Origin of the sequence: Sphingobacterium sp. 18053 (assembly GCF_902706145.1) — a bacterium.
GTDB classification, from domain to species: domain Bacteria; phylum Bacteroidota; class Bacteroidia; order Sphingobacteriales; family Sphingobacteriaceae; genus Sphingobacterium; species Sphingobacterium paramultivorum.
Genome location: NZ_CACSJW010000009.1, coordinates 305,177 through 321,138 on the forward strand (window position 1 = coordinate 305,177; position 15,962 = coordinate 321,138).

A 15,962-nucleotide genomic window follows, 5' to 3' on the forward strand; every position below is an offset into this window, starting at 1 on the left:
CAGTGTTCTTTACAAATATCCTTAATTTAAGTTATTTTTGCGTCACTTATAACAAAAATCATCAGTTTTTATGGAATCGCAGTTATTACTTCCGGCATGTTATCTTCCACCAATATCCTATTTTCATACGATACAAGAGCATAATCTTCCGTTGATCATCGAGAAATATGAGCATTTTCAAAAGCAGAGTTATCGTACGCGGGCCCGCATTGCTTCAGCAAATGGTGTGCAGGATTTGATCGTACCCATTCAACATGGCAATAAAGAACGTGTTCCTATGAAAGATATTCGGATAAGCTATGAGTTTGACTGGCAGCGTTTACATTGGCTAAGTATTCAGACAGCTTACCGTAGCTCTGCATATTTTGAATATTATGAAGATGATTTTATGCAATTCTATGAGGAAAAGTTTGCGTATTTGGTAGACTTTAATGTTGCTCAATTAGAACTCATTCTAAAATCGATCAAACTTAAACGAACATTAGGGTTTACGGAAGAATATGTTGCTGCGCCTTCGGAAATGATCGATTTCCGTAACCTGATCCATCCTAAAAAAGAACGTGTATTGCGTGATCCAAAAGAATATTATCAGGTTTTTTCTGATAAAAATGGATTTTATCCCGATTTAAGCATTATCGATTTGCTATTCAATCAAGGACCACAATCAAAAAGTTACCTGTAGCCTGACGGTTTTTTGAACAAAATGCGTTTAATATTGTTGTTATTCAATATTGAACGCATTTAAATGAAACATTTCTTTTTTACTTTTCTTCTTTTTTCTTTGTGTTGGACTTTCGCGCGGGCTCAGGGCGGTGTTGATACGATACATTATCGAAAAGTTTACTATTGGGGTACAACGGGAATGGGCTTCCCGATCGGAAAAACCAAAGATATACTTTCGCCAAAGTTTTCTGGTAGCATTGGTTTGGATATCTCCCTGAAAAATCCAATGTTTTTTGTATCCCCCACACTTTATACACTTTCATTCAAGTATAAGCAGCGATTGGTCGATCCTAATTTTGAGTATCGTATCGAAGATGCAAATACCAATTTCTATACCCTTTCATTTTCGGGGGGCATTAGGAAGCAGATGCGATTATTGAATATCTATGGTTTTGTAGGCCCTGGTGTAGGATTGACGAGTGAGCCAAGGGCAAATGTGCTCGCGGACCAAAAGCTTATTAAGATGGAAAATAAAAATCACCTGAATTTCTCCAGCAAAATAGGTGCTGGAGCAGATTATAAATTTAACGGCTTCTTTTTAGGGCTTGAGCTTGGTTATCTCCATAATTTTAGGAAGATACAGGATACTCCTGTGAATATTTTTACCGTTATGGTGGGATTAAAATCCGATATTACACAAATTGGGGATAAAGTCATCAATGTCATTGGCATCGATGGTTCCATTAGTGGCAAAAAAGAGAAAAAATAGACGACTTATTTTAAGACCTGAATAGTATCTCCAACATGTGCTTCGGCGTCGCTGCCTGTTTTTTTAACTTTTTCCGTTTGTTCAACCGCTACTGCAAATGTAGACGGAATAATGCCTGCGCCAAATTTAATGGCATAAAATTTGGTGAATTCCGCGCCAAAGTACAATATCGCAGCCGAATAGTAGATCCATAATAACATGACAATGATAGATCCTGCGGCTCCGTAAAAGCTTGCTGTGGAGGAAAGGTTCAGATAGATTGAAATGCCGTACCTGCCTAACATAAAAAGTAAGCCTGTAAAGATAGCTCCGCCAAGCATGTCTCTGAATTTTACTTTAGCATCCGGAAGGAAGGAAAAGATAAAGCCAAATAAAATGACAATGACCGAAAATGTGATACCCGTATTGACCCATGAAATGAGTGCAATCGGAATAAAAGGAAAATAAGTCATGACTAAATTGGTCACGGCAACGATAACTCCGTTGATCATGAGTGAGGCAATTAGCAAAAAGCCAAGGGCGATCACGATGGAAAAAGAAATCAACCTGTTGATGATTAATTTTAGCCATCCTTTTTTTGGTTTCGGTTTTACTTTCCAGATATTGTTTATTGAATCCTGTATATCAACGAATAAGGTCGTGGAGGACAGAATCAATGTAACGATACCAATCGTGATCCCCATATTAGATTTATTCTCGAAAGTTATCTTCTGAAGATAGGACTGGATCTGTGTGGTCACATCCTGACCAAAAAGAACCATGACTTCCTCCAGCACCTGATCCTGCGCTGAAGATCCACTTTGAAGATGTTCTCCATAGAAAAATCCGATACACCAGATAACAATCATAAGAAGTGGGCCGATGGAGAAGACGGTATAATAAGCCAATGAAGCACTCTTCTTCATACATTTGTCATCATTGAATCCATTAAAGGCATCAACTAAGACATGCCAAATGCTTTTCCAGTAGGCGAGTGTAAATAAATCTCGTAGTGTAACGTGCTTCATAATAAGATGATCAGCTCCAATAATCGTGCAAATTGTTACTCTTGGTTTTGTTCCTGATACAATTTGTCGATTGCGGCTTCGTTCTCTTTTAAAATAATTTTTCGTTTTAGACTCAATTTTGGTGTCAATTGACCGTCGTTTATTGTCCATTCCTTTGGAAGAAGAATAAATTTCTTGACAATTTCCCAATGTCCAAAGTTAGTAGATAATCGGTTAATTTCTTCTTGATATTTTTGGATTACTTCCGGATTTTTGATGATTTCTTCGTTTGAACCACTGGTAATACCTTTTTGGTTTGCCCATTTGGACAGCACATCAAATGCGGGAACAATCAAGGCTCCGGGAAATTTTCTATTTTCTCCAAAAACCATGACTTGTCCGATTAATGTAGACTCCATGAGTTTGTTTTCAATGGATTGGGGCGCGATATATTTCCCACCTGCCGTCTTAAACATTTCTTTTTTTCGATCGGTTATTTTTAGGAAACCATCGGACGTAATTTCTCCAATATCGCCCGTCTTGAAAAAACCATTATCGTCAAAAGCTTCTTTTGTAGCTTCTTCATTTTTATAATAGCCTGTCGTGATACTAGGGCCCTTGACAAGAATCTCACCATCTGAAGCAATTTTAACTTCTAAGTTTTTCAGGGGTTTACCTACAGTTCCAAATTTCAACCCATTGGGCAAGTAAGAGTTTACAGCAATAACAGGAGATGTTTCAGTCAGGCCATACCCCTCAAGTACATTAAGCCCAGCGGCCCAGAATACACGCGCTAAACGCTCTTGAAGAGCTGCACCACCGGATACAATGATCTTAATATTTCCGCCAAGAGCTTCTTGCCATTTCGAAAATATCAGTTTTCTAGCGATCGCAAGTTTGAACTTGTAAAGCGGTCCATTATGCTCCGGTTCTTGAAATTTCAAACCAAGATCAACAGCCCAGAAGAAAATTTTCTTTTTTAATCCAGTTAAGGCTTTCCCTTTTTCAATAATCTTATCGTATACTTTTTCCAGGACACGGGGTACGGTGGTGAATACATCCGGTTTGACATCGTTGATATCGGCAACAACATTGTCTAAGGTCTCGGAGAAATAGATCTGGATTCCTTTCGAATAGTACATATATACCACCATGCGTTCAAAAATATGGCATAGCGGAAGAAAGCTTAGTGCTGTTTTGAAATCCGATCGGATGAGATGATTGCATGCCAAGACGTTGCTGTATACATTTTTGTGGGACAGGTATACGCCTTTAGGGCGTCCTGTGGTACCTGAAGTGTAGATCAGTGTCAATAGATCATCTTCTGTAACAGCCTCTCGAAGTGGAGCAAGGTCGGTTTCGTCATCTTTTGCTGTTTCGATGAATGTTTTTAGCTGCGTATAATTTTCAATAGCATCAAATGTATACAGTTGCGGGTGTATACCGTGCTCCTTGATGGCTTGTTCAATACGGTCCGTCAATTCTCTGTTGCTGACAAATAGTACGTTGACATCCGAGTCATTTACAATAAACGAAAGATCCTGTGCGGATAAAGTGGGATAGAGGGGGACAGTTGCGAGACCTATTTGATTGCAGGCAAAATCAACTAAATTCCACTCGGGTCTGTTGCCGGACATGATTCCTACCCGATCACCTTTTTTGAGACCTAATTGCAGTAACGCCCTGCTTAAGGTGTCAATTGCGTCGGTGTATTCTTTGGTAGAATATGTCTTCCACTGGCCATTTCCATCTCGCCCTGCCACCATGATGTCCTTTGCGTATTTTTCTTTATATAAGGTTATAAAGTCAAAAATTCTGCCCATATCACTTGAGTTTATTTGGTTACTACTACATGCTGTATTGACCTAAATATACAGAAATAAAGTTGGATAATTTGGGATTATTGTCATAACAAATTAAACATTGTTTCGTTATAGCTGTAATGGATATTTACCCTATTGAAAAGGTCCTTCGTAGGGGAAGTTCTGGTAAATAGTTTTTTATGTGCACTGCAATTATATTGCATATAAAAAGCAATTTATCTATGTTTGGAAAAATGTAAAGCAAAAAAAGCGTACGATTTTTATGAAAAAAATATTTTTGGCTGTCGGTGGAATGCTGATGTTTGGAGCATTATCCAATAGAGCTATGGCTCAGTTGGACAATAGGGGTGCTATTGGTGGACGATTCGGGTCTGCTCAGGGAATTACATATCGTCACACGCTTAACTCGGACCATGCATTGGAAGGAATTATGAGTATTCAGAGCAATTCTGATTTTCGCCGTTTCCGCGTTGTGGGCTTATATGAAATCTATAAACCATTGACTGCTGGGTTTAATTGGTATTATGGTTTTGGTGGCAGTATCGGTTCTTATAAGGAGAAAGACAAAATTATAGATGGTCAGCGCCATTCATTTGATTCACAGCTTAATCTAAGTATTGACGGTATCGTAGGTATTGAATATAATATTCCGCAGGCACCGTTTCAAATCTCATTGGATGTAAAACCATATTTTGATTTTCTAAACGAATCCAGTATCAAATTATTTGATCCGATCGGTTTTTCGGTAAGATATAAATTTTAAAAAAAGAATAGCGGGATTTCCCGCTATTCTTTTTTTAAATGATAATACTTCTGTGTTAGGCCATCCAGATTTTACCTAGCAATTCCTGTAGAAAAGTTTGTTCTTTGAGCGGACGGATTTCGTATATCTTTTTATTGCTCTTTCTGATTTGAACAGGGATTTCTCGCACTAAACCATCTCGTGCCACCAGGAAGTTTAATGTTTCCCCCTCTTTGGCATGTTGAACAATGAAATCAATTTCCTTGTCTTTAACATCGAGCCTGTTATTATTAATTGCAATCAGTTCGTCTTTTACACTTAATCCGGCATCATACGCACCAGAATCTTTTTCCACTGTCGCTACCGAAATTAACCCATCCACTTTGTTGGTTGTAATACCTAGTGTCAACGTGTTGTTATTAACATTGGTATCAACAATTTCATAACCAACGAGATTAAAATAATCGTTGTATTCCAGTTCTCCGTCCTGATGAGCAGCATTGAAAATGTCGTCCAGCGAAGTGCCTGCGATACGTTCAGCAAGGCTTCTCAATTCATTTTCTTCAAATCCACGATCAAGTTTTAGGAAGAACTCCTCATAAGCCTCGCGGATAACATCATCCAATTTTAGTCTACCTTCTGTAGCGGCAATAATTTTAATATCCAACAATGCTGTCAGCATTGCACCTTTGTTGTAATAGGAAATTCCTGAATTCATCGAATTTTCATCAGGCCTATAATATTTAATCCAGGTATCGAAACTTGAGGCTGCTGCAGACTGTATCGTATGCCCTGGACGGTTTAATACAATGTTGAAATCGTTAGCTAGCAAAGCGAGGTACTCTTTTTCATCATAGAATCCACAGCGTTTAATAATTAAATTATCATAGTACGAAGTGAATCCTTCCATGATCCAGAGGCCTGTGGTATAGTTTTCGGCATCGTAATTAAACGGTCCTAAAGCTTTTGGACGTAAGCGTTTCACATTCCATAGGTGAAAATACTCATGTGCAACGAGACTCAAATAGTTTTTGTAGCTTGTCTCATTTAGATACGCATTTCTCGAGGCTCCCAATACTGTTGAATTGAGATGTTCTAGACCTCCACCTCCAGATTGGTAGTTGTGGGTAATAATGACATATCGCTCATTGGGGTTCGAACCCCAGATGCGGGTTTCCTCTTCGACGATACGTGTGATATCTTTCGTCAGGCGTTCTTTATCATAGCTTCCACCTCCGACCATGGCGCATTCATGTTCGACGCCGGCAGCTTGGAATTTCCAGACATCCTGGTTCCCAGCTTCGATGGGCGTATCGTATAATACGTCAAAATTTGGTGCATAAAACTTACGTTCTTCAATTTGTTCGAGTCCAGTTGATATACTTGCCCAAGAATCTTTTAGTGCTATGCTGACTGTCGAAGGATTGTCTATACGGCCATCTATATGAAAGAAAGTTGCCGTAGGCACAATAAAAGCATGGTCACCATCGAAAAAGTTGGTACGCACAGAAACTTCAAAACCGTATACGGCGTAGATTACTTCGATCTGATCCAAAGATTCTGTGGGTATTCGCCAGGTGTTCTTTGAAATTTTCTGGTAGGCAATTGTATTTCCTGTTTTGTCAAATGATCGGAATCGTTCTACGTTTTTAGCATATTCACGAATTAAATAAGATCCAGGAGACCAGACCGGCATTTTTAGATCGACATAAGACTGATTGAGCTTTGCGATGCTCATTTTTACTTCGATATAATGAGCTTGTGCTTCTGAAAATGATACCTCAAAATGTATTTCGGGTATATTGAAATGGTCACTGTCCATGAAAAATGATTTTAGTATGAGCTTACAAAATTAAAAGTATCGTACGCTTAACCAAACAAAAAAATAGATTGTTGGTTCTACAATTATGAATCAGCGTGCTCCGTCATTGTTCTTTTAGTAGAAAAAGAACAATGACGGGAAGCAGCTAATAGTACCCTCCAATATACATAAATTTATTTAAGAAATGAGGTGTAAATCGATAGGCATAATAGCTGCTTTGGATGAAATACCGGTTTTTATTGGGCTGGGGAGATGAAGCAAAAAATCTGTTTTTTATCAGAATTTTTGCTAAGTTTGATACAGTAGTTTATAGGGGGAAAATAATCAAGAATTTGTATGATCTTAGTTGTTGATAGCGGCTCTTCAAAGTCGGATTGGAAGTTGGAATTGCCAGATAGTGCGCCTATCTCATTCAGTACAAATGGACTCAATCCTTTTTTTGTGAATGAAAAGGAAATCACACGTGTTATTAAGGAAATACCCGAAATTATTCCCTATGCCGATGAAGTTACTGAGTTGTATTTTTTTGGTGCAGGATGCATTACACCTGATCGTCGGGAAATGGTTTCAAATGCATTGACACCCTTATTCGAAAATGCTTACATTTCTGTTGAGAATGATCTTTTTGGGAGTGCCATAGCGACCTGTGGTAATAAAAAAGGTTATGTAGCGACATTAGGGACAGGGTCTGATTTGAGTTTTTTTGATGGAGAGGAGCTGATGCCCTCGCATAATGGAAATGGCTATGTATTGGGTGATGAGGGGTCGGGGGCATATTTTGGGAAAAATCTTGTCAGACTTTTTCTATATGGCCGTATGCCGAAAGATCTGAACGAAAAATTTGCGAACAAATACAGAATCAATAAAGAGATCGTCATCAAAAATGTTTATCAAAAAGAACGCCCAAATGCTTTCTTAGCATCATTTGCGCCGTTCATGTCCGATAATATTACCCATCCCTTTATTATTGATCTGGTAAAGAGTGGATTCGAAGAATTTGTTCAAGCTTCGATTTTGACCTATCCGGACTATAATAAATATGCATGTCACTTTGTAGGTTCTATTGCTTATAGTTTTGATTTAATTTTACGGGAAGTCTGTGAAACACATCAGATAAAGGTAGGTACCATTTTAAAATCTCCTATCAACGAGCTTTTTGATGCGGTACTGGAAAGAGAGAGTAATTCATTGTTAAGTCTTTAAAATAATTAAATATGATTATTGCAACTATTATGGTGTATATGTCAATGTTATTTGGCAATCCCAATTTTTATGATTTTAAGTTTACGACACTTGATGGGCAAGAAGTGAAAATGTCCGATTTCAAGGGAAAGAAAATATTGATCGTGAATACAGCCTCAAAATGCGGTTTCACAAAACAGTACAAAGATCTGGAGGAATTGCACAAAACCTTTGGCGATAAGCTCGTCATTATTGGCTTTCCGGCAAATAATTTTGGACAACAGGAACCCGGGTCAAATGCGCAGATTCAAGAGTTTTGTGAACAAAATTATGGTGTTGATTTTCTAATGGCCGAAAAGGTCGATGTCAAAGGAGATCAAATATCACCCTTGTTTAAGTATTTGACCGCTCAGGAGAATCCCGATTTTAAAGGTGAAATCAAATGGAACTTTGAAAAGTTTTTGATTGATGAGAACGGTAAACTTGTACATCGTTTCCGTTCAGCGACGAATCCGCTGGACCCGGCTATTGTAAATTGGGTAGAAAACAAGAAGTAGTAAAAATAACAAAAAAAAGCTGCAGATTTTGCAGCTTTTTTTTGTTATTGTCCATTCGATCCGAGGGCCTCTGGTTTTCCCATAAGCCTCAGCAACAAGGTTGGATTTTATGGGTTTGGCTTTTGTTTATTTGATGTAAGCTGTTGCCTATTTGATATATGCATCGTACAAGGCTCCTATGCAGTCTTTAAGCAAAGGGTTGAAGTCATCGCTATCGGGAATATTGCAGCCATTGGTTATCACAATAAATCCATATTTTTTCTTTGGATTGAAAAACAGGGCACTATATAGTCCATATGCCGAACCGGTATGTCCTGTCAGGGTAACACCATGGACAATTTTTGCATTGTTCATAATCGCTAATCCATAGCCCGATTCTTTATTTACAGCTGTCTGCATAATCTTCGCATACTTTTTAGTGATGATGTTTTTTTCCTGACTATGGCCGTAATTCATATGCATCATCATGTATCTGGCTAAATCTAAGGCAGATATTTTCATTCCACCTGTCGGAGAAAGCACAGGAGTGCTATACCCCAAGATGTACTGATTGAGTTCTTCCCGACGTGGATTATAGGCACTGGGCTCTTCATGTGGATTTCCCTTTTCATCAAAGGCATATAACGAAACCAATCTCTTCTGATCCAAGGAGTCTATACAGTAACCACCATATAAGTTGAGCGGTTTGAGGATATGGTTAACAATATAGCTGTCGACACGTGTATTGGTCAGTTTCTCTAGGACGGCTCCTGCCATATTAAAATTGAGATTACAATATTGGTATTGTGTGCCGGGTTCATAAAGATTGTAGGAATCTTTCCAGTTTGGGTTTTTGGATGGATTGATGACATCAAGGTTGAAGTAACCGTTTTTATCATTGATGCTGGACGTATGGGAAAGGATCATCCGGAGTGTTATTTTTTTTCCAGGATAATTAGGGTTTCTGATTGGAAAACCTATCAAATCACCGAAGTCGTCGTCTAACTTGCATCGGCCATCTGCTATTAATTGCATTAATGATGTTGCAGTGAATGACTTTGAAATAGAAGCAATTCTAAAGAGGTCATTCTCTCCGAGAGCCGTTTTGGTTTCCAAGTTTTTGTAACCATAATTTTTGTGATACTCAATTTTATTGTTTTTGACGACGACCACACTGAGCCCGACAGCATTATAACGACGCATAATTGCTGTGAGATCATGATCAACCTGTGTTTGCTGGCCCAGCAAAAATGTGGGAAAGAATAAAAAAATAAAAGCGGAGAGTAGGAGCTTATGCGTTCTCATTGAATTGATTAGTTAGGATGTTAGTTACGGCATAAATGTAAGGAAATCCTTACGATTAATAGAAATAGTTACAGTGAATCCTTGCAACATATAATAGATGCTACGAAGTTGAATCATTCATCTATTATAATTATAAGCTATTTTTATTTAAAACTATTCTAAACAATAAAATAATATCGTATGTTTGCGCCGACAAATAATTTTTACGAACTCACAATTTATTAACATGAAAAGAACTTTTCTAGGACTTGTTTTAAGTCTAGGATTGGTAGGAGCAATTCATTTGGATGCATCGGCGCAAAGTAAGGGGATACATGGCCGTGTTAAAACCAAAGATGGTGCACCAATTGAATCGGCTACAGTAACCATAGTTTCTTTAGGTAGGTCAACGTCGACTTCCGGTGATGGAAGCTTCCATTTTTCTAATCTTCCAGATGGAACCTATACTATTCGGATCAAAAGTATCGGAAATGGAGCTGAGGAGCGTACCATCGAGGTTAAAAATGGAAAGGCGACAGCCATTAATGTTTCTTTGAATATTTCTGAATCTCAATTGGAACAAGTGGAAGTGGTGGGCTACAACTCGCATAACAGTAAAACTGTTAATGTAGGTAAAGCAGGTATTATTGATCGGGATTTGCCGCAGAGTGTACAAATTATAAACGAACAGGTTATTGCGGATCAACAGGTTAATCGCCTGAGTGACGCGCTAAAAAATGCAAACGGTGTCGCGATGGGAGCGAATCGCGGTGGGGTCAACGAAAATTTTTACGCAAGGGGCTATAGCTTAGGCGGGAATAATATATTTAAAAATGGTGCGCGAACCAACAATGGAGGTTCGATTGAGGCAAGCACCTTGGAATCTGTAGAGATTTTAAAAGGAAGTTCTGCTTTGTTATATGGCGGTGTATCTGGTGGGGCCGTTGTAAATCTAGTTACGAAAAAGCCTAAATTTTATTATGGAGGCGAGGCTTCAATGCGCGTAGGAAGTTATGACTTCTATAAACCAACAGTGGATGTGTATGGTCCAATTTCCAATAAGGTTGCATTCCGCGTTATCGGAACTTATGAAAAAGCGGGTAGCTTTAGGGATCAGGTCACATCAAAACGTACTTATGTGAATCCTTCTGTTTTATATAAAATATCCGATAAAACTGATCTCAACTTTACATTCGATTACTTAAAAAGTGATTTTACGCCGGACTTTGGAATGGGAACTGTGGATGGAAAGTTGAATAATGAAGTTGGCAGAAACACTTTTATGAATGTGCCTTTTGCTTTCAACAGAACAAATACCTCAAACGGGCAGATCAATTTGAACCATAAGTTTAATGATTCATGGAATTTAAACGCAATAGCAAGTTACCAAACATACGATCGTGATTATTATGGATCAGATCGGATTCAAGCGAATAAAAATGGAATTGCTCCGCGGAGTTTAACCCGATCCAAATCAAATGAGTTTACGGCCAACCAGCAATTGAATCTAACCGGAACTGTAAAAACAGGATCTATCAAGCATAAGATCCTGGTGGGAGCAGATGCCGATCAATCGCATTCAAATGCGTATGCCTATAAAATTGATGCATCTAAAAATGTGGGCGGTGTATACGATTCCATTTATGTCTTTAATCCCTCACAAACTGCGCAGCATTTGGCTTCGGGAAATGGACTTCGAACAGATATGCCACAAGCTGATCTATTGACCAAAACAACAACGGATATCTTCCGTTATGGTGCATTTTTTCAGGACTTAATAGAAGTTACTGAACAATTTAAAGTATTGGCTGGTGTTCGCTATACGTATCAGCGTACACCGAATTCGGAAAAGTATACTTATGCGACGAATCAATCGGAAGAGATTATTAATCTAGATGGTCAAAAAAATCCGATCGGAGCAAAAGTCGACAAAGCATGGTCGCCTAAATTTGGATTGATCTATCAGCCGATCCGTTCATCGAGTGTCTATGTTACTTATGCAAATAACTTTACATCGAATTCGGGATACGATGTGAATTATCAACCCTTGGCTCCCTCCATCATCGATCAGTATGAAGCAGGTGTGAAAAATGACTTTTTCAATGGTAGGTTATCCGCAAATGTTGCTTGGTATAGAATTAATAACAATCGCTTTGCCCAACAATTATTGGTACTTCCGGATGGAACAAGCAATAGCGATGCAAATATGAAAGAATTTTCTGGAAAGACGGCTTCCAGCGGATTGGAAGTTGATGTTACTGGAACCTTACTTCCAGGATTGAATGTTATCGCCGGTTATTCCTACAATTATATGCGTTATACCGAAACCAATCCAATTTCAAGTTATACAACCATCGTTGATGGTAAGGAGAAAGTGACTGAAATCTCTGGAAACGAAGAAAATGTACGTTTGGTAGGAACTACAGCACATACGGCTAATGGAACCGTGTTTTATACCATTCAAAATGGAGCAGTTAAGGGACTGAAATTAGGTTTTTCTGCATTTTATACAGGTAGACGTAATGCAGGTTGGAATAATACAAAGATCAACGTACGCGACGGTCTTAATCGTTTGATCTCCGTTAGTCCATTTACAACCATAGATTTCTCCGCTGGTTATGCGTATAAAAACTGGAGTATTTTGGGTAAATTATCCAATATCACCAACGCGTTTAACTATTATATCCATGAAAACTATAGTGTGAATCCGATTCCGCCGCGTAGTTTTATGGCAACTTTAGCATATAAATTTGAGAAGAGGTAATATCGCTCTTCAACCCATAAAAAAACGGAGCCAGCAACATGCTGACTCCGTTTTTTTATGCTGGAATTTCAATAGATATCTCTTTAGGATGCATTAAAATCAAGATACTCTTTCTGGATACATGCTATAAATTCGTCTAATGCACTGTTTTTACTTTTTATATTAGAGACCAGGATCACTTCTGTTTTGCTATCCATATCCTCAAGCTTCATGATTTTTAGGTTTAAATGCGGGTATTGTTTGATAGTGGACGCAGGGACGACTGCCATGCCCAAGCCTTGTGACACCAACTCAAGGATGGAAGACATCGAATTGCTCTGATGTACAATTTTGGGTTCGAATCCCATGCGGTTACAGGTATTAATAACAAGCCGATGATATTCCGATGCGTATTTCTGATTGAAGGAAATAAAACTTTCATTAAAAAAGTTGATCGCATTAAATTCCACCTGTGAACGACCTACAATCACCATAGGGTCTTCGAAAAGGGGAGTGGTAAGCAATTCACTTGAATAAATTGGAGCACGCATAATACCCAGATCCAATTTTCCATTTTCGAGCGCCAATTTTTGTTTCTGCGTCGATGTTTCGAAAAGACTAACTCTTAAGTATGGAAATTTCTGTTGAATTTGCTTTAATACCGTAGCAAGCATTTTCTTAGGTGTCGAACTAATATAGCCCAGTTTGAATTCTCCTGAGATATTGTTGTGGATCTGTTTGGTGATCGTTTTGCTGTGCTCGATATTCTGTAGGATCTCCACAACCTCCTCCAAAAAGTATTTACCTGCTTCCGTTAGTTCGACGCGTTTGTTGGTTCGGAAGAAAAGAATAACCCCTAATTCGTCTTCTAGATCTTTAATCTGCCGGCTTAATGGCGGCTGGGACATAAATAAGCGTTCTGCTGCTCGGCCAAAATGAAGCTCTTCGGCTACTGTTTTGAAATAAATGAGATGTCGGATTTCCATCGATACTTTTTTGGTATGAATTGATGACAAAATAAATATTTTTAATGAATTCCAGTTAGTCCTACCTTTAAATTATTAAAAATTAATGGATGAAAATACGCCCGACCAGACAGTGTAAGATACTGCTGTACGGGGAATCTATCTGAACTTTAGAGAATAAACAATTTACAAATGAACAAAGCGACGCTACAGGAGATTGAAACACGGTTTGACAATGATGTCGAACGGTTCTCAAATTTAGAAACAGGTCAAGCAACCACATTGGATGCTGTATGGAACATGGAGCTTATTACGGATGCCATTGTTAGTCTTTATCCAAACGCTCAAAATATATTGGACATTGGATGTGGAGCTGGCAATTACGACGTAAAACTATTGCAAAAATTGCAGTCTAATCCAAATGTTAGTCTGTTGGATTTGAGCCAGCCAATGTTAAATAGAGCAAAGGAACGCGTTGGAAAATTAACCAATGGAGAAATTCATTTGATTAAAGGCGACTTTCGTGCTGCAGCTTTAGAGGAAAACAAATTTGATGTCATTATCGCAACATCCGTTTTACATCATCTTCGAGATGATAACGATTGGGAAAATGCGTTTAGCAAGCTGTTCCGCTTATTGAGAACCGGAGGAAGTCTGTGGATTTTTGATTTGATTGAGCAAAATAATGAACAGCTTCAAAAATTAATTTACAGGGAAAAATATGGTGAATACTTAACTAACCTGAAGGATGAACAGTATCGTGATCATGTTTTTGACTATATCGAGCATGAGGATACGCCAAGATCGCTGATCTACCAACTAAACTTATTGACACAAGTTGGCTTTAAAAATGTTGATGTTTTACACAAAAACCTTTGTTTTGCTTCTTATATGGGATTCAAATAGGGGCTGGAAAACGAGTGTCAAATAAATAAGGCGATACGGGGAGTATCGCCATAAAATCACACTAACTATTAAAAAACCTATAGGACTAGGAATTTACAAATTCAATAAACCAATGTATGTCTCCATCCCACGCTTCTCTACTTTTATTCCTCGTCACATGCGAGATGTCAAATAAATAATAAAATGTAATTATTAAGTTCAATACTTTAAAAAAATCAAGTATTTCCATTGGTTTACGTAAAGATATGTCTTTATTTTTTAAATACAAATAAAAATGATGAAAATTGAAAAATTATTATTACTTGACTGTTTTTAAGAATTCTTCCCAGGCGATTTGATCTGTTTTGAAGGTCAAATCTTCCGTTAAAACCGATTCAATTGGTACCCATCGAAAAGATTGAAGCTTATTATCTTCAGGTTTCTGATCAGGATCGAAATCAAAAGCTTTGGTAGTCGTTCTGATCTGAATAGCTGAGGTATTCTTTACCTGATAGTAAATCGATATGATTTGGCTATCGTTAAAGCTTGATTTCTCATAAAAGTCTGTGGTGTAAATATGCTTAACCACAGCAATGTCAAAATCACATTCTTCCTGATACTCCCGGATCAAAGCATCCAATAAGCCTTCCCCGTATTCTAAGCCCCCACCAGGGAATTTGGTAAATGAAACATTTTCCGTTCTTTCGTCGCTGATCAATACCTCTTGATTTTCATTGATCAATATTCCGTACACTCTTACGTTAAATGGAAACATGGGTTAATTATGTTTGTATATATTTAGTTTCTGTTTTTTTACAGTGGCATAAAACCATTGTCTACTGCAAATTCATCCAATCCGATATAGGAATAATGTCTGGGAAGAAACCAGCCTATTGCTTCCATGATATTTGTAAATTCTTTTTCAGTCCTGAATTGATTTGCAACGATATTGAATGCCAAATCTTGTGAAGCATTTTCTTCATCTTTATAATTACGGGCAAGGAGCATAACCTTTGCGTTCTTTACACCATAATAATCCAGAAATTCACGTAATTGGGTGCGGACAGCCTGTGGGAGAATTGTCTCGGCAGGTTGCCCCACTAATATTTCTTCATCTTTGCCTATAATGGTTTGTTCATTTTTCTTTGAGAAAACACTTTCATCTGTATAAAACTCTGCATTTAAAAAGTAGTTAACTAAGTCGCCATAGGTGAATACCCAGTCAGGGTTTTCATTTTGTGTATTGATAGCAATACCAAAACCTTTTGGCAACACGAAATCCTTTAGCCGATTTTTAATGACAAAAGCCTGAAAGTTCTGATCCTTAGGGACACTTTCGAGTTGAAAATAGGGAAATCCGTCAGGCCCAACAACCACTTCTGTTTCTGCTAATTTTAAGGTACATTCAGCAATATTAGCCAGAAATATATCACGCCACTCTTCATCCCGTTCTTCAAAGGGAACTTCCATCAGGCTATTTATTATAATCGTTTTTTCAAGGTCTCCCAATCGATTATCATTCGCATTGTTGCTATCGTCAAATAAATGTATTGTATTCATCT

At 38.0% G+C, this 15,962-nt stretch carries 14 protein-coding genes; 7 read left to right on the plus strand and 7 right to left on the minus strand.

The window, feature by feature from the left end; genetic code table 11:
• The first annotated feature begins 70 nt into the window (after positions 1–70).
• The gene (locus GVK91_RS21650) at positions 71–682 is read left to right on the plus strand and encodes a WbqC family protein (protein ID WP_159731299.1); all 612 of its coding nucleotides are present in this window, start codon (positions 71–73) and stop codon (positions 680–682) included.
• A 63-nt stretch (positions 683–745) separates the two neighbouring features.
• A complete protein-coding gene (locus GVK91_RS21655; protein WP_075994001.1) occupies positions 746–1,432 on the plus strand; it encodes a hypothetical protein in 687 nt (228 codons plus the stop codon).
• A 5-nt stretch (positions 1,433–1,437) separates the two neighbouring features.
• Here GVK91_RS21655 and GVK91_RS21660 read toward each other — a convergent pair whose 3' ends face one another.
• Together GVK91_RS21660 and GVK91_RS21665 are read right to left on the minus strand one after the other, a co-directional pair.
• Positions 1,438–2,439, minus strand: a complete 1,002-nt coding sequence (locus GVK91_RS21660) for a YihY/virulence factor BrkB family protein (RefSeq protein WP_153847732.1) — start codon at positions 2,437–2,439, stop codon at positions 1,438–1,440.
• 35 nt (positions 2,440–2,474) lie between these two features.
• Positions 2,475–4,241 (minus strand): long-chain fatty acid--CoA ligase, encoded by a 1,767-nt coding sequence (locus GVK91_RS21665; protein ID WP_159731301.1) that lies wholly within the window; start codon positions 4,239–4,241, stop codon positions 2,475–2,477.
• A gap of 262 nt (positions 4,242–4,503) precedes the next feature.
• Here GVK91_RS21665 and GVK91_RS21670 point away from each other — a divergent pair, with 262 nt between their 5' ends.
• On the plus strand, positions 4,504–5,004 hold the full coding sequence (locus GVK91_RS21670) for a hypothetical protein (protein ID WP_120333413.1): 501 nt from the start codon (positions 4,504–4,506) through the stop codon (positions 5,002–5,004).
• Between the two features lie 55 nt (positions 5,005–5,059).
• On the opposite strand, the gene GVK91_RS21675 is transcribed toward GVK91_RS21670, so the two are convergent.
• Positions 5,060–6,805, minus strand: a complete 1,746-nt coding sequence (locus GVK91_RS21675; RefSeq protein ID WP_153847730.1) for a M61 family metallopeptidase — start codon at positions 6,803–6,805, stop codon at positions 5,060–5,062.
• 336 nt (positions 6,806–7,141) lie between these two features.
• On the opposite strand from GVK91_RS21675, the gene GVK91_RS21680 reads away from it, so the two are divergent.
• Positions 7,142–8,008, plus strand: a complete 867-nt coding sequence (locus GVK91_RS21680; RefSeq protein WP_153847729.1) for an N-acetylglucosamine kinase — start codon at positions 7,142–7,144, stop codon at positions 8,006–8,008.
• An 11-nt stretch (positions 8,009–8,019) separates the two neighbouring features.
• On the plus strand, positions 8,020–8,544 hold the full coding sequence (locus GVK91_RS21685; protein ID WP_075993996.1) for a glutathione peroxidase: 525 nt from the start codon (positions 8,020–8,022) through the stop codon (positions 8,542–8,544).
• Positions 8,545–8,691: 147 nt separating this feature from the next.
• On the opposite strand, the gene GVK91_RS21690 is transcribed toward GVK91_RS21685, so the two are convergent.
• A complete protein-coding gene (locus tag GVK91_RS21690) occupies positions 8,692–9,828 on the minus strand; it encodes a serine hydrolase (protein WP_159731303.1) in 1,137 nt (378 codons plus the stop codon).
• A gap of 226 nt (positions 9,829–10,054) precedes the next feature.
• On the opposite strand from GVK91_RS21690, the gene GVK91_RS21695 reads away from it, so the two are divergent.
• Positions 10,055–12,571, plus strand: coding sequence for a TonB-dependent receptor (locus tag GVK91_RS21695; protein WP_153847727.1), 2,517 nt, complete (start codon positions 10,055–10,057; stop codon positions 12,569–12,571).
• A gap of 83 nt (positions 12,572–12,654) precedes the next feature.
• Here GVK91_RS21695 and GVK91_RS21700 read toward each other — a convergent pair whose 3' ends face one another.
• Entirely contained in the window at positions 12,655–13,566 is a 912-nt protein-coding gene (locus GVK91_RS21700; RefSeq protein ID WP_235032973.1) for a LysR family transcriptional regulator, read from the minus strand.
• 141 nt (positions 13,567–13,707) lie between these two features.
• On the opposite strand from GVK91_RS21700, the gene GVK91_RS21705 reads away from it, so the two are divergent.
• Positions 13,708–14,421: a class I SAM-dependent methyltransferase gene (locus tag GVK91_RS21705; protein ID WP_153847725.1), complete on the plus strand. Its 714-nt coding sequence runs from the start codon at positions 13,708–13,710 to the stop codon at positions 14,419–14,421.
• A gap of 298 nt (positions 14,422–14,719) precedes the next feature.
• Here GVK91_RS21705 and GVK91_RS21710 read toward each other — a convergent pair whose 3' ends face one another.
• Together GVK91_RS21710 and GVK91_RS21715 are read right to left on the minus strand one after the other, a co-directional pair.
• On the minus strand, positions 14,720–15,175 hold the full coding sequence (locus GVK91_RS21710) for an NUDIX domain-containing protein (protein WP_153847724.1): 456 nt from the start codon (positions 15,173–15,175) through the stop codon (positions 14,720–14,722).
• A 38-nt stretch (positions 15,176–15,213) separates the two neighbouring features.
• Entirely contained in the window at positions 15,214–15,960 is a 747-nt protein-coding gene (locus tag GVK91_RS21715) for a hypothetical protein (protein ID WP_153847723.1), read from the minus strand.
• Between the last annotated feature and the right edge of the window lie 2 nt (positions 15,961–15,962).

Coding starts and splice junctions, on each gene's coding strand:
- GVK91_RS21665 (WP_159731301.1), bottom strand. CDS start 4,241: ATGGGCAGAATTTTTGACTTTATAACCTTATATAAAGAAAAATACGCA.
- GVK91_RS21680 (WP_153847729.1), top strand. CDS start 7,142: ATGATCTTAGTTGTTGATAGCGGCTCTTCAAAGTCGGATTGGAAGTTG.
- GVK91_RS21670 (WP_120333413.1), top strand. CDS start 4,504: ATGAAAAAAATATTTTTGGCTGTCGGTGGAATGCTGATGTTTGGAGCA.
- GVK91_RS21660 (WP_153847732.1), bottom strand. CDS start 2,439: ATGAAGCACGTTACACTACGAGATTTATTTACACTCGCCTACTGGAAA.
- GVK91_RS21705 (WP_153847725.1), top strand. CDS start 13,708: ATGAACAAAGCGACGCTACAGGAGATTGAAACACGGTTTGACAATGAT.
- GVK91_RS21710 (WP_153847724.1), bottom strand. CDS start 15,175: ATGTTTCCATTTAACGTAAGAGTGTACGGAATATTGATCAATGAAAAT.
- GVK91_RS21685 (WP_075993996.1), top strand. CDS start 8,020: ATGATTATTGCAACTATTATGGTGTATATGTCAATGTTATTTGGCAAT.
- GVK91_RS21650 (WP_159731299.1), top strand. CDS start 71: ATGGAATCGCAGTTATTACTTCCGGCATGTTATCTTCCACCAATATCC.
- GVK91_RS21715 (WP_153847723.1), bottom strand. CDS start 15,960: ATGAATACAATACATTTATTTGACGATAGCAACAATGCGAATGATAAT.
- GVK91_RS21675 (WP_153847730.1), bottom strand. CDS start 6,805: ATGGACAGTGACCATTTCAATATACCCGAAATACATTTTGAGGTATCA.
- GVK91_RS21655 (WP_075994001.1), top strand. CDS start 746: ATGAAACATTTCTTTTTTACTTTTCTTCTTTTTTCTTTGTGTTGGACT.
- GVK91_RS21695 (WP_153847727.1), top strand. CDS start 10,055: ATGAAAAGAACTTTTCTAGGACTTGTTTTAAGTCTAGGATTGGTAGGA.
- GVK91_RS21690 (WP_159731303.1), bottom strand. CDS start 9,828: ATGAGAACGCATAAGCTCCTACTCTCCGCTTTTATTTTTTTATTCTTT.